Consider the following 21,923-nt stretch of genomic DNA (forward strand, 5'->3'; position numbering starts at 1 on the left):
CCCCTTCGCAGGCGCCGGCGCCGAAGTGGTCGCAGCGCAGGCAGCGGCCGCATTCCTGCATGGCCTCATCCGTGCTCATGGGAACCTCGACGGCTTCGAAATCGTTCTTGCGCTCGCGCGCGGGGCGCTCGAGCACCTCCACGCGGCCGTACGCCGCGCGGTCGTTGGGCTGGGCCGGCGGAACCGCCACACCGCAGTCGAGCGTGTGGTTGAAGCCCAGCATATGGTCGATGTTGCGCGCGGCCACCTTGCCGGCGGCGATGGCCTTGATGGCCGACGCCGGACCGGTTTGGCAGTCGCCGCCCACGAACACGTTCGCGCCCGCGGATGCGTCGGCGCCGCGGGCGGCAAGCGCCTCGGCGTCCATCTGCGCGTGCAGCTGCTCGTCGGCCTTGAACTCGCCCCATTCTGCCGCCATGCCGAACTCCTCGAACGGCGCGGACACGATGTTCTGGCCCACGGCGATCAGGATGATGTCGGCGGGGATGCGCATCTGCGGCTTGTCGGCGGCCACGGGCGCGGGGCGGCCGCGCTTGACCGGGCCGATCATCTGCGGGTTCGTCAACAGCGCGCAGCAGCGGCCCTGTTCGTCCTTCTCGATGGCGGCCGGCGCCTGCAGCGTGATCATCTCCACGCCCTCGGCGATGGCCGACTCGATCTCGGCCGGCAGCGCCGTCATGTCGGAGATGCGGCGGCGATACACCACCGACACCTCCTCGGCGCCGGCGCGCACCGCCGTGCGGCAGCAGTCCATGGCCACGTTGCCGCCGCCGATGACGGCCACCTTCTTGCCCGTGAAGTCGGGATAATCGCCGTCGCCGATGCGTCCGAGCAGGTCAACGGCGGAGAATACGCCCTCGGCGTCCGTGCCGTCGATGCGCAGGCTCTTGCCGGTTTGCGCGCCGATGGCCACGTACACGGCATCGTAATCCGCGGAAAGCTGCGCCATGCGCGCGGCGTCCACGGGGCTTTCGGTATGCACGGTGATGCCGCCCACGGCCAGGATGCCGCGGATGTCCTCGTCCAGACGTTCGCGCGGGAAGCGGTACGCGGGGATGCCGTAGCGGATCATGCCGCCCAGCTGCTTGCGCTCCTCGAACACGTCAACGTCGTGGCCCATCAAAGCGGCGAAATACGCGCAGGTCAAACCGGACGGGCCGCCGCCCACGACCGCCACGCGGCGACCGGTTGCGGGCAGGCGCTTCGGCACGGGCACCCGGTCGGCGCGCGCGTGCTCGCAGGCGAACTCCTTGATGCCGCGGATGTTGAGCGGCGCGTCGATGAGCGTGCGGCGGCAACGCTGCTCGCACGGGTGCTCGCACACCAGGCCGCACGCGGTGGGGAACGGATTGTCCTTGCGAATCATCTGCACGGCGCCGGCGTAATCGCCCTGCGCCACCAGCGCGATGTAGGCGGGCACGTTCACGTGCGCCGGGCAGAACGTCTCGCACGGCACCGACTGGCCCACGCTGCGCTGGCATTCATGCTTGCTCACATGGCTTTCAACCTCGGCGGCGAAGGCGTCCAGACCCTCCAACAGAGCGTTCGCCGACTCGTAGCCGATGGCACAATCAGACGTGTTGCGCACCATCTCAGCCAGCGCGCGCATGCGCTCGACCTCGGCGGCGCCTGCCTTGCAATCCACCAGATGGCGCAGCATGCCCGCCAGCTGAGGCAGGCCGTCGCGGCACGGCACGCATTTGCCGCACGTTTGCAGCGCGCCCTCCTCGAGCAGCGTCAGCTGCTGCGCCAGAGGGCACATGCCCGGCGGCATGGCGTCGACGCGACGCTTCTGCCGGTCCAGGAACCCGCCGATGCGGGCATCGTCCGCCGAAGCGGGCGCAATGGACAATCTCGTCATTTTTCCCCCGTTTCGCCCGCTTACGCAGGCTTGCAACGCTTGCATGGGGACGGCAATGGTATAAGCCGCCCCATCGTACTCCTAGTGTTTTGATACTTGCGCAGTATCCTATGGCATAAGGCGAAGGTTCAGGTTTCCGTTTCGTTAACCCTCCGAAGAAACACACGCCGTAAAGCGAAAAAAGGCCGCCGCCGAAACGCAAGCCGAAAACGGCAAACGCTCCAAGCAACGGCCCTCAAAACCCAGATACTTCGGAGACGTAGCGCTATCTGTCCGGAACCAATCTCAAAACCCAAACGCCTCGAGCGCGCAGCGTCAAGCGCCGGAAACCCCCAGCGCCTCGAGCACGAAGCGCAACGCACCCGGAACCAGTGCCGAAGCTCACCGGGCGACCCAAACGCACAGCGTTATCCACCCGGAATCACCCACGCGAGCCCGTGCCCCTTTCGCGCAAACCCGCCTTACAGCGCGGCCTTGATGGCGCGAGACAGGTCCTCGAAGGTCTCGTACGCGGGAATCTCCGGATGCTCGGCCTTGATGGTGACGGTGCTGCGGAACAAAAAGCCCGCCTTCGACGCCTTGATCATGCCCAAGTCGTTGTAGCTGTCGCCCGAGGCGATGGTCTCGAAGCCGCAGGAATGCAGCGCGCGGACCGTGGTCAGCTTCGTCTGATCGCAGCGCATGCGGTAGCCGGTGATGGTGCCGTCGTCGGCAACTTCCAGCGTGTTGCAGAAGATGGTCGGCCAGCCGAGCTTCTCCATGATGGGCTGGGCGAACTGCTCGAACGTGTCGCTGATGATGATCACCTGGGTTTGCGCGCGCAGGTCGTCCAGGAACTCCTTGGCGCCGGGCACGGGCTGAATGCCGGCGATGACTTCCTGAATCTGCGGCAGGCCCATGCCGTGGCGGCGCAGCACGTCCAAGCGGAACTGCATGAGCTTGTCGTAGTCGGGCTCATCGCGCGTAGTGCGCATCAGGTCGGGGATGCCGGCCTTCTCCGCGAACGCGACCCAGATCTCCGGTGCCAGCACGCCTTCCAGGTCCAGACATACGATATTCATTCCCATGAGGGTTCCTTTCACGCCGTCGTTGCTTTCGCAAGCCTCTTATGCGCATAAGCATAGGCCAGCCCGCCCACGCGCCCGGCCACGTTCCGGCCAATGCCGCGAGCGAACGGGAAACGGCAAGAAGACCAGCACGCTTAAACGACGGAAGAAGAGACAAAAGCCGATTCTCGCCTCACGCAGCCTTTCGCCCGCACTATTGTCATTCGGTCTTTTACAGGTTTTTCATTCGGTAAATTACATGCTTTTCATTCAGGATTTTCCGTACAGGGAGGCACACGGAGACTTCGCGCGAATCTCGGGCGAACACAGAAAGCCCCTTGGCACGCGCGATTCGGTTTGCAAGGGGGATGGGGTTGCGAACCGCGCATGCCAAGGGGCTTTCAGGTTGTAAAGATTGAAGGGATGAGCTTAGTGGCAGGCCGCCTGGGCGCCGCGGCTTCAGCGGGGGCGGAAATACCGCTGAAGCCGCGCCCGCACGGACACGATCGAAGATCGGGCCCTAACAGGCTCGAAGCCAGCAGGCTGACGAACCGGGCGATCAGCCAGAGGGGCGGCCGGGCCATTGGGCCCGGCCAGGCCCCTCGAATCCGCCTAGTAGAACATGAACACGGACAGGCCCACGTTGTAGAAGGCGACGCGCAAGCAGACCGCGCCGATAAAGGCCGCGACCACGGCCACGCCGCCGAAGAGCTTCCAGCTGGCGGCATCGCCCTTCTTGCGGGCCATCACGCAGCACACGAGCGGCACGATCGCGCCCACGATCACAGCGCCCAGCCACAGCAGCGGAGCCTGGCAGGCCAGGGTAGCGCCCGCGTCGACCACGGCCTTGGTGGGATGCGTCGGGTCGAAGTAGTAGCCCACCTGGGAGAACGCGCCGGCGCTCATCTGGATGAACAGCGCGTAGGCGGCGGTGCACACGGCGCCGATCGCGGAGCCGGCCACGGCGGGCAGGCCGCACTCGCCGGTCTCCTCGCCCTTGGCCGCCAGCACCACCGCGCAGGTGGCGGGGCCGAGCAGGCAGGCGGCGCCCACGATGGAGAGCACCTCGAAGATGCTGTCCCACGCCGGGCGCGCCGGCATCATGTAGGAGTGCGCGCAGACCGCGGCCAGGACCACGCTGATGGCGATGGCGACCCAGGCCATGCCCTTCGGCAGCGTGCCGCCGTCCTCGGACTTGCGGGCCATGACGAAGTACGCCACGGCGACCACCACGAACACGACGATCGCGATCAGCTCCTGCGTGATGCCGGAGGTGATGTGGCCGAAGCCGTTGAAGATGCGCTCCCAGTGCTGCAGGTGGAAGAACACGGCGATGCCGCCGAGCGCCAGAAGCACGCAGGACAGGATCGCCAGCAGCTGCTGGGACTTCTTCCCGGCGCCCTTGAGCGCCAGCGCGCCGGCGCCGCCGAGCACGCCGCAGCCCCACGCGGTAAGGGTGGTGAACAAAATCAGAGGCCATTGCAGTTCCATGATCTACTCCTCCCCTTGCCATTCCATGCGACGCAGGATGTACACGAACGACGGGTCGTTGCCCACGTTGCGCAAATGGTGCAGGTCGGCGTCGGTGTACGGCTCGACCTTATCCTTGAGCGTGGTGTTGCAGGCGCCGCGGAACCCGTCGATGCCCTTGTCCAGGTCGCCGAAGTAACGCGCGATGCCGGTGCACTGGGACACGCACTGGGGAAGCTCGCCCTGCGCGGTCTTCTGCTCGCACAAGGTGCACTTCTCGACGACGCGCTCTTCCTGATTCAGATAGCGCACGCCGTAGGGGCAGCTCATGGCGCAGAACTGGCAGCCGATGCACTTCGACTTGTCGATCTGCACGGTGCCGTCCTCGGCGATATGGCTGGCCTCGGTCGGGCACACCTTCACGCACTCCGGGTCCTTGCAGTGCTGGCACTGCACGGTCAGGTAGTACATGTCCATGTCGATCGCGTCGTAGGAATCGGTCTTCTTGTTCGGGCCGATGCGAAGCGTCTTGTTCCAGAAGTTGCCCGCATCAACGTCGTTGACCGCCTTGCAGGCGACCGAACAGGCAAGACAGCCCACGCAACGGTTCAAATCGGTAACGATTGCATAATGCGTCATCGCTTAGTCCTCCTTCACCTTGCCGTCGCGGACTTCCAGAATCGAGCGGTTCCACGTCTTCAGACGCGGGTCGGTGGCGTCGTGGATGATCTCGGTGCCGTCATCGCCGCAGGGCACGGGGTTGCCGAACGGGGAGTTCTCGGGCGTCGCCTTGTAGATGTTCACGTTGTAGGCGCGCAGGTTCGAGGAGCCGCAGACCGGGTCTCGGTTCTCGCCGTCCACCAGGCAGTTGATGCCGGAAAGCTGGAAGCCGTGATCGCCCTGATCCAGCTCGGGGAACCACCACTGATGCTCGCAGTTGATGACGCCCGGCTTCACGCCGTAGTACAGATCTGCGCACTGGCGGATCTTGGACTTGTTGCTCTCGACCCACACCCAGTCGCCCTGCTTGATGCCCAGGCGCTTGGCGTCCTCGGGGTTGATCTCCAGACGCGGCACCGGCCACAGCTCGCGGCACCAGGGAAGCTGGCGATGCTCGCTGTGGAAGTACACCGGGATGCGGCGGCCGGTCGTCATGAGGAACGGGTAGTCCTTCACGATGTCGGGGTTGGCCAGCTCGGTGCGGGGCGCGGGCTTCCACGTCGGCAGCTCCATGCCGGAATCGGGCATGGCGGACTCGATGGTGGTGTTCCAGAACTCCTGCTTGCGGGAAGGCGTCGTGAAGCCCTTCCCCTTGTCCGGGCGCAGCGCGCCGGTCTCGAAGCGGCGATACGTGCCCCAATCGTCGGGCGCGATGACGTGGCAATCCCACCAGCCATGCTCCTGGAAGCTCTTCACGTAGTTCTGCCAGGTGCCGCCGTCGGGGCTCGTCGCCACCGTGTAGTCCAGGTACGACTCCAGCGTCGGAACGTCATCGGATTCCAGCTTCATCAGCTGGCCGCCGGCGATGATCTGCGGCGCGATGGTGCCGTAGCTCATGGCCTCCTGCATCGGGATGTCCTTGGAAATCCAAGGCTTGCCGCTGTAGCGGTACATGTCCAGGACGATCTCCATATCCGGACGGCACTCGCCGGGAGCGTCCATCGCCTTGACGGTCGCGCCCTGGGCGCCCGTGGAACCCTGGCTCAGACGCGGGGAGTTGGTCTCCAGCCAGTGGTTGACCGGCATGAAGATGTCGGCCATGGAAGCCGTCGGGGTCATCCACAGGTCCATGATCAGGAAGAAGTCCAGCTTCGAGAGCGCCTCGTAGGACTCCAGCGAGTTCGCCATGACCATATGGTCGCCGGACTCGCAGATGGCGGCCTTCGGGCGATACGGCTTGCCGGTGAGGACCGCCTGCCACGACGTATGCGCATCGGCCCAGAACTGCCACCAGTTCAGCAGCGGGAACTGCTCGCCGCCCAAGCGGTACTTCGGCCAATCCTTGAACTTGCCCTCGGGAACGTAGCCGGAAGCCAGCATGGTCTGAGCATCGCAGGTCAGCGTGCCGACGGTGGCGCCGCGGTTGCCGGCGGGGGTGTCCAGGTTGCCCGTGATGCCCACGATCAGGTCCATCAGGCGGTTGTTCTGGATAGCGTTGTTCGCGTGCTCGAGCGCCAGCATGTACTGGATGCCGCCGTTGCCGTAGTCGCGGCCGTCATCGTGCGGGATGCGGTGCGCGTAGGTCAGCGCGGCCTTGCGGATGTTCTCCGCGGAGATGCCCACCGTGTCGGCGACCTTCTCCGGGGCGTAGTCGGCGGCGTGCTCCTTGAGCAGCTGCCACACCGGCTTCATCTTGTGCTTCGTGCCGTCCTTAAGGGTGACCTCGTACTCGCCTTCCAGCGCCGGGTCGATCTCGGGCAGGAACGACTGGATCTTCGCCACGCGGCCCGGGGCGAACGGGATGTTCTCCTGCGGGCTGGTGTAGAACTCGACCTCGCGGTCGGCGGGCTCGTCCTCCCACAAGCCGGTTTCGGCATCGTAGTAGGTCAGCTTGCCGTGCTTGTGCTCGGGGTGGGCCTCATCGGTGCCGGCCAGCGCGTCGTAGACCATCCAGCGCTGCGGGCTTCCGCCTTCGACCAGGTCGCATTCCTTGAGCAGGCGCGTCTTCAGGTTGAACTCGGACGACGTGGCGCCCTTGAACGCCAGCGGCGTGCCGCCGGAGGGCTCCATGCCCTCGACGACCAGGTACGGCGAGTTCGTCCAGCGCTTGATATAGGGCATGTCCAGGCCCTTGCCATCCTCGATGATGGTGTGGACCCACGCCAAAGCCAGCGCGCCGTCGGTGCCGGGCGTCATCTGCTGGTACACCGTGGCCTCGTGGCCCAAGCCCGTCATACGCGGGTCGCACACGATGTAGTCCTTGGCGTTCTTGGCGATGTCGACCGTGGTACGGCCCGACTCGTCGTAGTTAGAGATCTCGGAAGCGCCGCCCCAGGTCACATGCACCTCGGGGCGTCCGCCCGTCTCCATCCAGTACATGCAGAACTCGGACTGCAGCGCCGTCGCGAACGCGCGCGGGCCCTTGCAGATCTGCCAACCCAGCAGCGAGTTCGGCGTGTCGAACAGCTGGTTCAGCGCGCGATAGCACGCCATGGACCAGATGCGCGACGTGCCGCACATCAGCAAGATGGACTGGCCGCCTTCCTTGTCCTTGATCTCGTTAAGCTTCTGGCATGCCGTGGTCAGCGCCTCGTCCCAGCTGATGCGCACCCAGCCCGGATCGGCGTCGCCCTTGGGGTTCGTGCGCTTCATCGGGTACTTCACGCGATCGGGATGATACGCCGCCTGCAGCGATGCCTGGCCCTTCGAGCAATGGTTGCCCATGGAATGGAAAGCCGACTCATCGCCTTCGGTGCGGATGACCTTGCCGTTTTTGACGGTCACCCACACGCCGCATTCGTTCTTGCCGCACGCACGGCAGCAGCTGCGGATGCGCGTAACGTCGCCTTGCTTCTCGGCAGCAGCGCCCGTCTCGGCCAGCGCGACCCCACCGCTGGCGCCAGCGATGGTGGCAGCTGCACCGACCGTGCCGCTCACCTTGAGAAACGTGCGACGCGAAAGCGTAACCTTCTTCACGATTCCTCCTCCTAACTCCTCGTACCGCTTTGCCCTTGCTCGTCTTGGCAACGGAATACGGTCAGAATAGGGCGTGAGCGGCGGAACCCCGTTCTCAACAAAACGCCTCGGATTCGTTGCTTTGCCGCGTTTTCGCTCTTCTCTTTCAGGTTTCCTTTGGTAAGCTAGATTTCTGTTGGGAAATCTCAACGGGAACGCATGGGGGAACATATGATCGCGAATTACACCTATTTGGCGGAGTTTCTCGTTGCCGCGGAATCCAGCAACCTGGCCGAAGCCGCGCAACGCCTGCATATCTCGCCCGCGGCCATGAGCAAGCACCTTGCCGCGCTCGAATCCGACCTCGGCTGCACGCTTTTGGAACGCGATCGACACACGTTTCGCCTGACCGAGGCAGGGCAGGCGGTCTATGAGGCGGGTTCGCCGCTGCTAGCCATCGGGCCGCAAGTGGAAAAGGCCGCACAGCAGGCCAACCCGTTCCGCATCCTCGTGCTGTTCGACTCCAAGGACATCCACCAGCTGCTCACGCGCACGCTGCGGGCCCTGTATTCCCAGGACAAGAACCTCAACATCATGCTGGTCGAGAACTCGGACTCCCGCAACCCGTTCACCTCGGTCGCGGAAGGGGACATCGGCCTGGTGGTCCACCAGGCCGTCTCCAACCAGCCTGTGCCGAAGCAGCTGCAATCGAACCGGATCGCAACGATATCGTTCGTCGCGATCATGCGCGCAAGCCACCCGCTTGCAAACCGCAAATCCCTTTACATCGAGGACCTGCGCAACTGGCCGCTCATTCGCCTTGAGGGCAACTTCCAGCTGCTCGACCACATGTGGAACGCGGTGCGCGACGATTGCCTTGCCGCCGGGTTCCAGCCCACGTCGCACCTACAGCACATCTACCACCCCGCCGGCGGCGGCCTCATCGACGTTGCGGAAGACGAGATCTACATCCTGCCCGACGGGTCGCAGAACATGGCGACGTTCCGCGATGACCCGACGTTCGCCTGCCTTCCCATCGATGACATGAGGCACGACGCCTTCGCCACGTTCAACCCGAAAAGCGCGCGGGCGCAGCAATTCGCCGCCGTGCTCGAGCAACAGGCGGAAGCAAGCGCATCGGCAAGCGACAAGGCCGACCGCTAGGTGCCGTTAGGGTCCCGCACGCCCCGCCGCTTTCCGGCGGTTTCGCCCCGCCAAGTGCGTACTTGGCGGGCAACGTCATGGCCCCGAAACCTCGGGCCCATGACGAAACGGCGCCTGAGAGGCAAACCGCGTTCCTGACAGATAATGCTACGTCCCCGAAGCGTCCGAGCCAAAGCGTCCGAGCCAAAGCGTCAGGCCTGTGACGAAACGCCGGCAACCCGCGGCGTTGCGCTATCATCGGCTCATCCGTTCGATATGGAAGGAAACCGATGGCGCGATTGTTCATTGTCGAGGACGATGCCTCCCTGCGGGAGAATCTTGTGCGCATGCTCAAGCTCAAAGGGCACGAATGCCGTTGCTGCGAGTCGTTCGCGAACGCCGCGGGCGAGGCCTTGACCGCATGCCCTGATTGCATCCTGCTCGACCTTTCGCTTCCCGGCGCGTACGGCCACGAGATCTGCCGCTCCATCCGTCAGGGAAGCGACGTCCCCATCATCGTTCTGACCTCCTCCGATAGCGAGTTCGACGAGGTCATGAGCATGAACGTCGGCGCGGACGACTACGTGGTCAAGCCCTATCGCCCCGCCGTGCTGCTCGCCCGCATCGACCGCGCGCTCGCGCGCAGCGGCTCCGCCGACCCGGCGCGCGGGCGGCTTGAGCACGACGGCGTTTCGCTCGACCCCGTGCGGGCCGAGGTCTCGTATCGCGGCAAAACCATCGAGCTCTCGCGCAACGAGCTTCTGATCTTGCGCATCCTCATGGAGAACGCGGGCTCCATCATCTCGCGCAGCGAGCTGATGGACGAGCTGTGGCAAACCGACGCGTTCGTCGACGACAACACGCTCACGGTGAACGTGAACCGCCTGCGTCGCAGCCTGCAATCCGCGGGCGTGCCCGACGGCTTCATCACCACCCGCCGCGGCCTGGGCTACATGGTCCGATGAGCGCCTCGATTCGGGAAAACAGCGCGCCGGATGCGGCGCCCGGGTCGACGGGCGGCCCGAAACCCAGCTCGCCCGCCGCGCAGCCGCGCGGCCCCATACCCGCGCAACCTGCCGCCGACGGCCGCGCCGACCGCCCGGAGCGCGCCTACTCCTTCGGCGCGTACCTTCGCTCGCATGGCGGGTTCATGTTCGGCGCGGTCGTCCTGATAACCGTTGTCGCGGGCATCATGGCCGTCACCGGCTCAGGCTCTTCGGCGATCGCGCTCGTTTCCTTCTGCGAAGCCCTGTTCGCCTGCATCGCGCTTGCCGCCGGGTTTTTGCGCGATCGCGCGTTCTACCAGCAGCTGGACCTGTTCTGCAACTCGCCCGAAAACGCGCGCTATCTCTCGTCGATCCTAGACGAGCCGCGCACCCTGGAAGGCTCCATCGCCTTCCGCGCACTCGCCGTGCAGGGCAAAGCCGCCTCCGACGAGCTTGCCGCCCGTTCCCGCGACATGAAGGGGTATCGCAACTACATCGAGCTATGGGTCCACGAGGCCAAAACGCCCATCGCATCGGCGCAGTTAGCGCTGTCGAACCTTCACGGCCCCGAAATCAACAAGGTGCGCGGCGACCTAGACCGCATCGAATCCCGCGTTGAGCAGGCGCTTTACTACGCACGCTCGGCAACGCTGAGCGAGGACTTCTCCATCGAGGAGCTCAACCTTGCGGCCATCGCACGCAAGGCATGCCGCCAACGATCCCGCACGCTCATTGGCGCAGGGGTCTCGCTCGAGTTCGCCATCGACGACGAACTCAAGGTGCTCGCCGACGCGAAATGGACCGACTTCATCATCGGCCAGGTTCTGGAGAACTCGGCGAAGTACGGCTCGAAGACCATCCGCTTCGAAAGCACGGTGAAGGACGAAGGCACGAAAGACGGCTGCATCGAGCTGGCGATCGGCGACGACGGCGACGGCATCCCCGCCGCGGACGTGCCGCGCGTGTTCGACCGCGGCTTCACGGGAAGCCGGGGCCGCGCGCATCACAAGGCCACGGGCATGGGGCTGTACCTAGCCGCCGTTGCCTGCGAAAGAATGGGCCTTGGCCTGCGCATTTCCTCGGAAGAGGGCACGGGCACCACCGTCGCGCTGACCTTCCCGCTCGACCGCACGCGCATGGATTTGGCCGCAAACCTTACAACATCGTAAGATTGCGGTAAGGCCCTTCGATGGCTCCGTTTTCGCAAGCGCCGCATCATGGGGATATGCCGAATCAAAGAGAAAGGAACCCCCATGACCATAGTTACCGCAACCCCACCGGCAGGCATCGCGAACGCGGGCCGGCCCGACAGCCGCAACGTCCTGCTCTCCGTACGCGACGTTCGGAAGGTATACGGCTCGCGAGAGGCCGTCACGCGTGCGCTCGACGACGTGTCGTTCGATATCTGCGAAGGCGAGTTCGTCGGCGTGATGGGCCCATCGGGCTCGGGCAAGAGCACGCTTTTGAACTGCATCTCCACCATCGACACCGTGACCAGCGGAAACATCATCTTGAACGGGCTCGACATCACGCAGCTGCGCAGCCGCCAGCTCTCCAAGTTCCGCCGCGACGACCTGGGTTTCATCTTCCAGGATGCGAACCTGCTGGACACCCTGACCGGTTTCGAGAACATCGCCCTGGCCCTTACCATCAAGGGCGAGAAGGCCGACGCCGTGCGCGCGAAGGTCGACAGCACCGCCAACATGCTGGGCGTGACGGACGTCCTGCAGAAATATCCGCGCCAGATGTCGGGCGGCCAGCGCCAGCGCGTGGCCGCGGCGCGCGCCATCGTCGCCGACCCGAAGCTGGTCTTGGCCGATGAGCCCACCGGCGCGCTCGACTCGCGCAACGCCGCCGTCCTCCTTGAAACCCTCGAGGTGCTGAACGCGAAGCTGCATGCCACCATCATGATGGTCACGCACGACGCGGTCGCAGCCTCCTACGCCGACCGCATCTTGTTCATCAAGGACGGCAAGCTTTTCAACGAGCTGCGCCGCGGCGATGACGCCCGAACCGATTTCTACCAGCGCATCCTCGAGGTCCAGGCGTTCCTTTCCGGCAAGCAGGGCGACTCCCCCGCGGTCGGCTTCGCGCCCTCACACGCTGGCGCGCCGCGCAACTAGGCGGTGGCCATCATGTTGATGAAACTTGCCTTGCGCAACGTGCGCCGCAGCGTGCGCGACTACGCTGTGTATTTCGTTACCCTCACTTTGGGCGTGGCGGTGTTCTACGCCTTCAACGCCATCGAAGACTCCCGCGTGCTCTTCGAGGCCCAGGAAGGCGCCGCGAACGTGTTCCTAGCGTCAGGCGCGAGCATTTTCGACATCCTCGCGCAGGTCATGACCTATTTCAGCGTCGTCGTCGCCGTGGTTTTGGGCTTTTTGGTCCTGTACGCCAACCGGTTCGTTGTTCGGGCGCGCAAAAAGGAGTTCGGCACGTACCTGCTGCTGGGCATGAGCCCGCGCCAAGTCTCTTCGGTGGTGCTGATGGAAACGCTGATCGTCGGCGTGATCGCACTGCTGGCGGGCCTTGGGCTGGGCTTTTTGATTTCGCAAGCAATCGCCTTCGCCACGGCGGGCCTCATCGGCGTGGCCATCAGCGATTACCATCTGCTGTTCAGCGCCCGCTCCGCCGAGCTGACCCTGGGGTGCTTTGCGCTCATCTTCGTTGTGGTCGCCCTGTTCAACGCCGTGCAGATTTCGCGCTGCAAGCTTGCCACGCTGCTTTCGGCCAACTCCCGCAACGAGCGCATGCCCATGCGCAACCCCATCGTCTGCCTCGTCGTGTTCGTGCTGTCGTGCCTGGTGTTGGCGAAGGCGTATGCCGAGCTCAACCTCGACGGCCTCGTGTACTTCGGCGAGCACTTCCGCATCGCAACCGCGCTGATGCTCGTTGGCACGCTGGGCCTGTTCTGGTCGGCCTCGGGGTTCTTCATCCTGCTGATTCAGCGCCTGCGCAGCGTCTACTTCAAGGGACTGGCCATGTTCACCATGCGCCAAATCGCCGCGAAGGTGAACACCGCATTCGTGTCGCTGTGGGCGGTAAGCATCCTTCTGTTCCTCAGCATCGTCGTGTTCTCCACGGGCTTCAGCCTGGCGTCGCTCTTCTCCGACCAGCTAGAGGAGAACACCCAGTTCGACGCATCCATCCGCGCAAGCCTTATGTCGCTCGACGTTTCCGAGATAGAAGCAGTGCCGGCGGACCAGTATGGCGGGGAAGAGGAGAAGGCGGCCGCGATTCAGGAGACCGAGGCCCAGCGCAACGAGATCCACAGCCTGTGGCAGGCGAACGGCGGTTCCACCGCCGCGTATATGAAGTCGCTCATCCCCGATTGGGACGAGCGCGTGACCGGCTCAGCTCAGGTGGACACGTGGCTTGCGAATGATTTGACGGAAAGACAGCTTGTCGATGCGTGCGGCTTCACGCTTGCCCAAATCGGCTCCGACGAGAACTCCAGCATGGCCGACGAGGGTGTGCAGTACGTGCCGTTATCGCAGTTCAACGCCGCACGCCAGCTTATAGGCGAAAAGCCGATCGAGCTTGCTCCCAACGAGTACCTGGTCGACAACACGGTCGATAAATCTGCCGACTACGCGAAGGCCCTTGGCCAGAAAGGCCGCACCATCACCGTTGACGGCCATGAGCTGACCGCATCCGGACAGGTTGTCTCGCAATCGCTCCAGGTGAGCAGCATGAGCTGCCTGATCGCCGTGCTGGTTGTTCCCGACGAATTGGCGGCCGACAGGCTCGCCGCCGGCGATCTGCCGTCTATGAGCGAGTTGAACGTCAACCTGGTTGGCGACTCGCCAGAACAGGCCATGAAAGACCTAATGGCCGAGTACGGCAAGGCAGTTCCCCCGAGCGAAGAGCATGCAGAGATGGGCTTGACCTACGAGTCTCGCGCATGGCCGGTGTCTTACTACGACACGAGCGAGGGCATTATCGCCGATAGCATGGGGCTTAAGCTGCTCTTGGTTTACCTGGCGCTCTACATCGGGTTCGTCTTCCTCATGACCACCGCGGCGGTCCTTTCCGTCCAGCAACTCTCCGAGGTGGCGGACAGCATCCCGCGCTACCGCCTGCTGGCTCAGCTGGGATGCGACAGAAGCATGGTGCTGCGAAGCCTGCGCACGCAGATCGGCATCTACTTCGTGGCCCCGCTTCTGGTTGCAGGGTGCCATTCCGCATGCGCGATCAGCCTTCTGTACAAGAACCTGCTGTCGCTTTGGGGCGCTTCAGCGGTTGCCGGCACGCTTGCCATCGGCATCGCACTGGTGGTTGCGGTATATGCAATCTACCTGGTGTCCACGTACCTGGTCGCACGATCGGCAGTGATCTCCGGCGCAGGCAAGAAGCTGCTTGCGTAGCGGAAGGGTCGCGAAGCGTGAGCCGCGCGTAATGAAATCGTCCAAGGAACGCGGCTTGCAACTCGAAAAAAGCGAATGCTCGCAGGCCGGCCGAACGATAGCCTGCGAGTCGAGCTAAAGCGATCCCGCTGAACGACTATCGGATGCAAGAAAACGAAAGGGGCGGTTGCCTGCGAACGATTCGCACGGCGGCCGCCCCTTACTTTACGCGCAAAACCACGTATTCGTTCAAGTTGCCCGTCTTGCCATCTGCCTCAAAACGGCTTACCAGGTCCGCCGAATCCGCTACCGCCACCAACAGCCGCTCGATTTCCGGCTCGTCGAAATGGTGGCAATAGCGGTACAACCCCTGCGTGTCCTGCCAACCCAACAGATAATCGTTCGGCGGCAGCTCGGGAAGCCCCAGCTCATCGAGCGCACGGCTCGTAGTCTCCTGCGCCTTGCGCGCCAGCTTGTCGCTATTCAGGAATCGCCAGAAGCTCACGGCCACGAACCCACCCGGGCGTACCTTCGCGACAAGCGCGCGCAAAAGCCCCATGCGCCAACGCTCCAGCGGCACGTGATGCATGAACCCGAACGAAACCGCCAAGTCGCATGACGCGTCCGGCGCCTCAAGCGACTCCCGAAGGCAGCCAGCAGAAAGCCGTTCAATCGCGTCAAGATTCTGGAAGGCCATTCGGGACAGGGGCCCAAACTCACTCCGCTCCCCCGCTTCCACCAGCGGCTTGCAATTGTCCACCGCATAACCCGACAGCATCCTGTCAGGCAACGCGTCCGCCAAATACCGCTCGAAACGCAGATTGCCGCACGCCACATCGAGCACGCGCAGCAGCTCATGCCCAGCCGCGCGCGCATCCATGACCTCGAGCAATCGCACCCAACCTTGCCACGGCGACTGCCGCGTCTGCGAGAACGATTCGACGTTCGCGCGATAAAACTCCCTGGTCAGCGCGCACAACCGCAGCGCCAGCCCTTCGTCCATCTCGTGCAACTCCACGCCTTACGACTCGCGCATCTCTCGCGCGCATTGCGCCAGCACGGCAACGAAGCGATCGACATCCTCCGGCGTATTCTGATGGAAGAAGCTCACGCGCAGCGTTTCCTTGCCCTCGCGAAGCGGGATGCCCGCCGCCTGCAGCGACAGCGGATGCTTCGGACGCCACGTGCCCGGCGCGACGGTGGCGTGGTTCTCCTCGCACGCCGACGCGCGCGACACGCACACGCGGCGAGAGGACAGATACTTCACCGACACGGCATTGGGAAGGCCCGGCACGCTGGCACTCAAGATGTAGGGGCTTCCGCCTTCCGGCGCATGAACCACCACGTCGGGGATCTCGCGCCTCAAACCCTCGATGGCACGATCCCGAAGGCTTGCGGCGTATTCCGCATTCGTTTCCATATGCGCCGCCGTAAGGCGCACGGCCTCGGCCATTCCCACGGCAAGGAACACCGGCTCGGTGCCCGAGCGCAAACCGCGTTCCTGATTCCCACCGAACGCGGTGGTGTGCATGGGAAGCCCGCGCTGCACGTACAGGATGCCGATGCCGCGCGGACCGCCGATTTTATGCGCACCCGCCGTGAGCAGTTGCACGCCCCATTCGCGCGGGTTGACCGGCATCTTGCAAAACGCCTGCGTAGCATCACAATGCAGCGGCACGCCCGGCGCCAGCTCATCGCGCAGCGCCGCGATTTCGGGGATGGGGAAGATCCAGCCCGTCTCGTTTTGCACGCGCATCACCGAGATGAGCGACGTAGGGCCATCCTGCAACTGCTCGGCCAGTTGCTCCATGTCGAAGCAGCCATCCGGCGCGTCGACGTAGCGACAATCCCAGCCATGATCGCGACGCATGCCGCGAACGGTTCGGGTAACCGAAGAATGCTCCAACGTGGAGGTGATGATCTTGCCCGGGTTCTCACGCTGAGCCAGGCACGCTCCGCGAATGGCCAGGTTGTTCGATTCCGTCGAACCGGACGTGAAGTAGATCTCGTCGGCATCCACGCCAAGCACATCGGCGATGAACGCGCGGCTATCCTCGAGCATCTCCTTTGCGCGACGCCCCACCACATGCGGCGACGAGGGGTTGCCCCAACCGTCCATCATCACTTCATGCATACGAGCAAGCACCTCCGGATAAGGAGGTGTCGTCGCAGCGTTGTCCAAGTATGTAAGCGGTTTATCCACAGGGCATTCCCATCGTTGTTTCGTTCCTTTCGTTCTTTAATTCTAACGTGGCGGTTTAAATGGCACTAAACCAACATCACTTGGGAACTGATTTCTCGACAAGCGGATAATGCCTGGTCAAAAGACATTTTGCTTTTCCATTGATAAGCGCTCTGCATCATCTAAGGCCCAATCCGTTGAGCATTTGCATGAAACGGCCGCGCACGTTCCGCAAAGCCTTCACGAGTATGCCGGCATTGCGCAGAAAGAACCGGTGTCGAGCGCTCCCCAAAGCCCGAAACGCTTCTTGCCGCTTCCATGTCTGCCGCACGATCAGGCCCCGCGCTCGACCCCGTTACTACCATAGTCGTCGCACATCTGGTCCCTAGCTTCGCGCACAGGTCGATTCGCGCATAGTTGCACGGCTTTTCGCGATACCAACGCGCCGCACCTTCGCCCTTTTGCGCGATGCCGTACAATATCGCCTATGGAAAAGACACTGCAGAACATCCTCGGCGAGATCCGCCGCACCAACGCCCCGCTTGCCCCCGATGCGCTTGACCGCATCATCCGCGCTCGAAACCGCGAGGTAGCCGGCCCCGTCCGCTATGTGGCGAAGAAGAAGCTGCTGCCGTTTTATCAGGAGGCGAAGGAACACCGCCCCGAACAGTGGCATACCTGGGGAGTTTCGCCCGCCGAAGAGGCCCTGCTGGTGCGAACGCTGCAGGTCAAACCCCGCCGCACCGCATCCGGCGTGGCCACCGTCACCGTGCTCACGAAGCCCTGGCCGTGCTCGAGCGCATGCCTGTACTGCCCCAACGACGTGCGCATGCCCAAAAGCTACCTGCACGACGAGCCGGCCTGCCAACGCGCCGAGCGCAACTGGTTCGATCCGTATCTGCAAGTCACCGCCCGTTTGCGCACGCTGCATCAAATGGGGCACGTCACCGATAAGGTGGAGCTCATCGTATTGGGCGGCACCTGGAGCGATTACCCCGAGGCCTACCAAATATGGTACATGCACGAACTGTTCCGCGCCTTGAACGACATGGGATGCGAAGCCACGGTAGAACGCGAATCCGAAACACGTCGTGAGCAATACCACAGTGCCGGCATAGCCTGCGAGCGCGACGACCTTGCCGACTGGGCCGCCGAAGCGCAAGCCCGCGTCACCACCGGTAAAGCCTCCTACAATGAAACGGTCCGAAATCTATACGCCTGCGGAACCCGCGCGGGCGATGCCCGGTTGCACGCTCGAACGGATGACTGCAATGCTGCGATCAACGGCGCTTCCCTCAACTGCACCGTAACTAGCGATTCGCAGAAGGCCGACCCCGAATCGGCCGACCCCGAAGACCCGCAAGATGCAGCTCCCCGTAACGGCTGGGCCGCTGCCGCGCAATGGCAGACTGCAACGTTTTCCCAGCTGGAAGTCCTGCAGCGCAACAACGAGTCCGCAGAGCACCGCTGCGTGGGCCTTGTGGTGGAGACACGCCCCGACGCCGTCACACCCAAGCGACTTGCCACGCTGCGCCGCCTGGGCTGCACGAAGCTGCAAATGGGCATCCAAAGCCTTGACGAGCGCATCCTTGCCGCGAACCATCGAGGCATCGGCGTCGATCGCATGCAGCAGGCCTTCGAGCTCGCCCGCATCTTCGGCTTCAAAACGCACGCGCACTTCATGACGAACCTGCTCGGCGCAACGCCCGAAAGCGACGCCGCGGATTACCGCCGCATGGTCGAGCACCCCGCCTTCAAGCCCGACGAGATCAAGCTGTACCCCTGCGCGCTCGTGGACGGCACGGGGCTGGTCGCGCATTGGCGCGACGGCAGCTGGCGGCCCTACACCGAGCAGGAGCTGGTCAACCTGCTAGCCGACGACGTGCTGGTCACGCCGCCGTTCACGCGCATCTCGCGCATGATCCGCGACATCTCGGCGCACGACATCATGACCGGCAACAAGAAGGTGAACCTGCGCCAGCTGGTCGACCTGGAACTTGCCAAACGAGCCCAACCGGTGCAGGAGATCCGCTCCCGAGAAATCGCTTTCGGAGCCGCCGCAAGCGACGAGCTTTCGCTGTCCGAGGTCGCCTACGAGACAACGAACACCCGCGAGGCGTTCCTGCAGTGGACCACTCCCGACAACCGCATCGCGGGCTTCTTGCGCCTATCCATGCCAAACGCTGAATACGTGAGCGCGCACGCTTCCGACCTGCCCATTAACGCCGGCGAGGCCATGATTCGCGAGGTGCACGTATACGGGCGCGTTGCCGGCCTGCACCAAGGCGGCGAGAACGCCCAGCACCGGGGCCTCGGCCGCATGCTCATTGAGCGAGCCTGCGATATAGCCCGCGACAACGGGTACCAAGCCGCAAACGTGATCAGCGCCGTAGGCACTCGCGGTTACTACCGCAAGCAAGGCTTCGCCGACAACGGCCTATACCAGCAACGCAACTTATGAGCCAATGACTCCGTAGCGCTCTAGCTCGCCACCTTTTAATAGATGACGAGCTGGAACGCTACGGAACGCAAGCCCGCTCACATTGCGCGAACACTCACTTCTCGCAGGTACAGCTCACCAGTTTCGCGCCGCTCGAATACGTTCGCACTTTCCGCAAGCGCGACGCCGGGACGCATTTCGCGCAATGCCGCAACGCCGCCCAACGGAATCGCGACGCTCGGAATGCCTTCGTCAAACGAGCACGGCACACCGGCCGCGCAGGCCCAATCGCGCACGTGCGCCGCGTCATCCCCAAAAGCCTTCACGCATTTCAGCAAGCGGTCGCCTTCGTCGACCTCAAGCCACGGATAACACGCCCGCACCACGTCGTCGCAGGTGAACGCCTTATTCTGCTGATATACCTGTCCCGTATTCTTGTTGTCGGAACTGCAATAATGCACGCCAAGCAGCAAACTCTCACGCGCAGCATATTCCATCAACGTCAACGCCTCAGCCTCGCTGCCCGCAACGGGAACACCGCCGCCGCACCAGTAGTCATACAAGTAGTTGAAAGGGTGTTTGCGCAGTTCGAACCCACGATCGCGAAACGCTTCCGCATTGCACAGCGGAAAACAGAACTCCAGCAGGTTCACGCCGCGCACGCCCATGTCGTCCAAGCGCACAAGCAATTCCTGCATCTCGGAAAGCGTGCCGGGAATCACCGGCATCTCGACCATCACATCGGGCAGCGACGAAACAGCGGCCTCGATTCGCTCGAACACGGGCGCATCGGCGCGCGCGACATCCTCAGGCTTGATGCTAAATCGCACCTCGTCAAGTCCCGCGTCAGCCAACGCATCCAAGCACAGATCATCCAGCAAGTCACCGCACGTGTACAGGCGGATAAGCACGCCAGAATACAGTTCCTTTGCACGCCTCACGAACGCGACAACCGATTCCTTATGCAAGAGCGGCTCGCCACCCGTTATCGCCAAGCAATCGAACTGGGCGCCAACTGCAGCCGCTTGCTCAAGCTCTCCCACGATATCGCGACGATGCGACAAAAAATACTCGTAATGATCCTGATTCGGGTTGAAGCAGAAATAGCAATGCCGCGTGCAGTGCAAATCAACGAAAAATGTGGCCGTGCGCTCACCTGTACGGCACGCCAAGCATGCCGGTGAAATCCATCCACGCCATAGCGACCCGCCGCCGTTTTCGCAATGGCAACCACACGTCACCGCCGTTTGCGAACGCCGCTTGCGCGGGCACGACTCAGCCACCTCAAGGGGGATCCCAAACGCAGCAACCGTATCCTCATAGGCGTGCTCAACCTGATCAAACGCCTATGCATACTCGCGAATATCCGCAAATCCCCCTTGAAGCAAAACGCTATTCAGCCGAAAGCTCCGCCGCCAACTTCTCAACATGCGCAGCGTCAACATGCGCAAACGCCGCCATAGCACCCGCAAACGCAGCGTAATGTGCACGGATATCTTTGCGAATCACCTCATCAGCGAACGCATCGATCCACGTCAGCACATGCTTCCGCAGAAAGTCGCTCTGGGTACGAAGCGTCTTCACCGCATTCTCATCGCATCCATCAGCATACGCCTCATAAACGCACTGGCTCATGCGCACCATAAAATCCATCATCGCGGAAATATGGTCGTCGGGAAAATGCTGCTCGGTCTGCAGCCTGAAACCCGCCTGATGATAGAACGACCGAACATCAAGCGTGCTTCCCCTGAACAGCATGCCGTCGGTACTGGTATACGGAGACTCCCAGGGACGAACGTAGCTATCACCGGGAACCTGAAACAACTTGGGGAAATCTTCTTCCATGGCCACTACCGCCTTGGAAACCGCATCCCCTTCGCTATGCTCACCCACACACGCAACCGCTTCGGCAACGCACTCGGTCATCGTGCGGAGGGAAAGGCCCACGTTCTTCTCTGAAAGTCCCTCATCAGCGGCCACCTGGCCGGCAAGCCACGCCAACGCGCCTGCCGTGTTCTCGCCGAAAAGCTGCGCAGCTGACGCCTCATGCACTCCGCCGCCGAACACCACATGAAAGGTACCATATAAATACGCACGGCGCGCCAGCGTCATGGCAATGCGATTTTCCTCGTCTTTGCTGTCCATCCCCGCTCCTTCTGCGCCGTCGCCATCCAGGGCGTGGCACAACGAACCTGAAACAAAACCGCCGCATCGAGCAAACAGCGCGATGCGGCGGCAATCAACCTATTACCAGGTCAGCTCACGCGCTTCCTGGCTAAACGCGCAGTCCTTCGCCTTGATCAAGACGTTCGGATGCGTTTCCTCGGGCGAGGGCAGCACCACGATGCTACCGTTATCCAAGTTGCTACCATACTTCGCGCGCAGCTCATCCGTGTCGCCAAAATCAAGCGCGCGGTTCGGGCAGCCAGCCACGCAAGCAGGCTGGGAGCCCCCTTGACGCAGGCCGTAGCAACCGTCGCACTTACCGGAAACACCCTTTTCCGGGAAATACTTCGGCTGGCCATACGGACAGCTCATCACACACATGCGACAGCCGATGCACTTGCTCTGATCCTGAATCACCGTGCCGTCGGCAGCCTTGTAAATGGCGCCCGTCGGGCAATTCTTCAGGCAAATAGGATCCTCGCAGTGATTGCAGCTAAACGTGTAGCTAAAGCCCTGCACCTTCGGGAACTCGCCAACCGTGTAGGAATGCGCCTCGCGATACAGCGTGCCAACCTCAAGACGGTTCTTGTCCTTGCACACAATCTGACAAGCGCGGCAACCAGTGCAGCGGCTTTGGTCAAAATAGAATCCAACGCTCATGATTCACT

15 protein-coding genes and 1 pseudogene are annotated in these 21,923 nt (G+C 63.1%); 6 read left to right on the plus strand and 10 right to left on the minus strand.

What is annotated here, in order from left to right; translation table 11 throughout:
* Positions 1-22: 22 nt before the first annotated feature.
* From Q0D52_RS07640 to Q0D52_RS07660, 5 genes and pseudogenes are all read right to left on the minus strand, one after another.
* Positions 23-1,906, minus strand: a pseudogene (locus Q0D52_RS07640) (NAD(P)-binding protein); the annotation flags it as partial.
* Positions 1,907-2,322: 416 nt separating this feature from the next.
* Positions 2,323-2,928: a bifunctional phosphoserine phosphatase/homoserine phosphotransferase ThrH gene (thrH, locus tag Q0D52_RS07645; protein ID WP_288579550.1), complete on the minus strand. Its 606-nt coding sequence runs from the start codon at positions 2,926-2,928 to the stop codon at positions 2,323-2,325.
* 591 nt (positions 2,929-3,519) lie between these two features.
* Entirely contained in the window at positions 3,520-4,398 is an 879-nt protein-coding gene (locus Q0D52_RS07650; protein ID WP_294381577.1) for a DmsC/YnfH family molybdoenzyme membrane anchor subunit, read from the minus strand.
* A 3-nt stretch (positions 4,399-4,401) separates the two neighbouring features.
* On the minus strand, positions 4,402-5,016 hold the full coding sequence (locus Q0D52_RS07655) for a 4Fe-4S dicluster domain-containing protein (protein ID WP_294381582.1): 615 nt from the start codon (positions 5,014-5,016) through the stop codon (positions 4,402-4,404).
* A gap of 3 nt (positions 5,017-5,019) precedes the next feature.
* Positions 5,020-8,013, minus strand: a complete 2,994-nt coding sequence (locus Q0D52_RS07660; protein WP_294381585.1) for a molybdopterin-dependent oxidoreductase — start codon at positions 8,011-8,013, stop codon at positions 5,020-5,022.
* A 210-nt stretch (positions 8,014-8,223) separates the two neighbouring features.
* On the opposite strand from Q0D52_RS07660, the gene Q0D52_RS07665 reads away from it, so the two are divergent.
* The 5 genes from Q0D52_RS07665 to Q0D52_RS07685 all read left to right on the plus strand — a co-directional run bounded on the left by Q0D52_RS07665 (position 8,224) and on the right by Q0D52_RS07685 (position 14,488).
* The gene (locus Q0D52_RS07665; protein WP_294381588.1) at positions 8,224-9,156 is read left to right on the plus strand and encodes a LysR family transcriptional regulator; all 933 of its coding nucleotides are present in this window, start codon (positions 8,224-8,226) and stop codon (positions 9,154-9,156) included.
* Positions 9,157-9,425: 269 nt separating this feature from the next.
* Positions 9,426-10,100: a response regulator transcription factor gene (locus Q0D52_RS07670; RefSeq protein ID WP_294381591.1), complete on the plus strand. Its 675-nt coding sequence runs from the start codon at positions 9,426-9,428 to the stop codon at positions 10,098-10,100.
* Complete coding sequence (locus Q0D52_RS07675) at positions 10,097-11,290, plus strand: sensor histidine kinase (RefSeq protein WP_294381594.1); 1,194 nt, start codon at positions 10,097-10,099, stop codon at positions 11,288-11,290. Before Q0D52_RS07670 ends, Q0D52_RS07675 begins: the two co-directional genes overlap by 4 nt.
* 84 nt (positions 11,291-11,374) lie before the next feature.
* Positions 11,375-12,244: an ABC transporter ATP-binding protein gene (locus tag Q0D52_RS07680; RefSeq protein ID WP_294381598.1), complete on the plus strand. Its 870-nt coding sequence runs from the start codon at positions 11,375-11,377 to the stop codon at positions 12,242-12,244.
* Between the two features lie 12 nt (positions 12,245-12,256).
* Positions 12,257-14,488 (plus strand): ABC transporter permease, encoded by a 2,232-nt coding sequence (locus Q0D52_RS07685; RefSeq protein WP_294381601.1) that lies wholly within the window; start codon positions 12,257-12,259, stop codon positions 14,486-14,488.
* A 199-nt stretch (positions 14,489-14,687) separates the two neighbouring features.
* Here Q0D52_RS07685 and Q0D52_RS07690 read toward each other — a convergent pair whose 3' ends face one another.
* Positions 14,688-15,470: a class I SAM-dependent methyltransferase gene (locus Q0D52_RS07690; RefSeq protein WP_294381635.1), complete on the minus strand. Its 783-nt coding sequence runs from the start codon at positions 15,468-15,470 to the stop codon at positions 14,688-14,690.
* Between the two features lie 18 nt (positions 15,471-15,488).
* Entirely contained in the window at positions 15,489-16,670 is a 1,182-nt protein-coding gene (locus Q0D52_RS07695; RefSeq protein WP_294381604.1) for a cysteine desulfurase family protein, read from the minus strand.
* Between the two features lie 466 nt (positions 16,671-17,136).
* On the opposite strand from Q0D52_RS07695, the gene Q0D52_RS07700 reads away from it, so the two are divergent.
* Positions 17,137-19,110: a GNAT family N-acetyltransferase gene (locus Q0D52_RS07700; protein WP_294381609.1), complete on the plus strand. Its 1,974-nt coding sequence runs from the start codon at positions 17,137-17,139 to the stop codon at positions 19,108-19,110.
* A gap of 77 nt (positions 19,111-19,187) precedes the next feature.
* On the opposite strand, the gene Q0D52_RS07705 is transcribed toward Q0D52_RS07700, so the two are convergent.
* The 3 genes from Q0D52_RS07705 to Q0D52_RS07715 all read right to left on the minus strand — a co-directional run bounded on the left by Q0D52_RS07705 (position 19,188) and on the right by Q0D52_RS07715 (position 21,915).
* Positions 19,188-20,372, minus strand: a complete 1,185-nt coding sequence (locus tag Q0D52_RS07705) for a radical SAM protein (protein ID WP_366930336.1) — start codon at positions 20,370-20,372, stop codon at positions 19,188-19,190.
* 109 nt (positions 20,373-20,481) lie between these two features.
* Positions 20,482-21,234 (minus strand): molecular chaperone, encoded by a 753-nt coding sequence (locus Q0D52_RS07710; RefSeq protein ID WP_294381611.1) that lies wholly within the window; start codon positions 21,232-21,234, stop codon positions 20,482-20,484.
* 102 nt (positions 21,235-21,336) lie between these two features.
* The gene (locus tag Q0D52_RS07715) at positions 21,337-21,915 is read right to left on the minus strand and encodes a 4Fe-4S dicluster domain-containing protein (RefSeq protein ID WP_294381613.1); all 579 of its coding nucleotides are present in this window, start codon (positions 21,913-21,915) and stop codon (positions 21,337-21,339) included.
* Between the last annotated feature and the right edge of the window lie 8 nt (positions 21,916-21,923).

The sequence above is a fragment of the uncultured Senegalimassilia sp. genome, assembly GCF_934630535.1.
Lineage (GTDB): Bacteria > Actinomycetota > Coriobacteriia > Coriobacteriales > Eggerthellaceae > Senegalimassilia.

Bases quoted from the DNA above. Each gene is read 5' to 3' on its own strand.
- Q0D52_RS07650 (WP_294381577.1), bottom strand. From the start codon at position 4,398: ATGGAACTGCAATGGCCTCTGATTTTGTTCACCACCCTTACCGCGTGG.
- Q0D52_RS07700 (WP_294381609.1), top strand. From the start codon at position 17,137: ATGGAAAAGACACTGCAGAACATCCTCGGCGAGATCCGCCGCACCAAC.
- Q0D52_RS07690 (WP_294381635.1), bottom strand. From the start codon at position 15,470: ATGGACGAAGGGCTGGCGCTGCGGTTGTGCGCGCTGACCAGGGAGTTT.
- Q0D52_RS07710 (WP_294381611.1), bottom strand. From the start codon at position 21,234: ATGGACAGCAAAGACGAGGAAAATCGCATTGCCATGACGCTGGCGCGC.
- thrH (WP_288579550.1), bottom strand. From the start codon at position 2,928: ATGGGAATGAATATCGTATGTCTGGACCTGGAAGGCGTGCTGGCACCG.
- Q0D52_RS07685 (WP_294381601.1), top strand. From the start codon at position 12,257: ATGTTGATGAAACTTGCCTTGCGCAACGTGCGCCGCAGCGTGCGCGAC.
- Q0D52_RS07675 (WP_294381594.1), top strand. From the start codon at position 10,097: ATGAGCGCCTCGATTCGGGAAAACAGCGCGCCGGATGCGGCGCCCGGG.
- Q0D52_RS07680 (WP_294381598.1), top strand. From the start codon at position 11,375: ATGACCATAGTTACCGCAACCCCACCGGCAGGCATCGCGAACGCGGGC.
- Q0D52_RS07670 (WP_294381591.1), top strand. From the start codon at position 9,426: ATGGCGCGATTGTTCATTGTCGAGGACGATGCCTCCCTGCGGGAGAAT.
- Q0D52_RS07655 (WP_294381582.1), bottom strand. From the start codon at position 5,016: ATGACGCATTATGCAATCGTTACCGATTTGAACCGTTGCGTGGGCTGT.
- Q0D52_RS07665 (WP_294381588.1), top strand. From the start codon at position 8,224: ATGATCGCGAATTACACCTATTTGGCGGAGTTTCTCGTTGCCGCGGAA.
- Q0D52_RS07715 (WP_294381613.1), bottom strand. From the start codon at position 21,915: ATGAGCGTTGGATTCTATTTTGACCAAAGCCGCTGCACTGGTTGCCGC.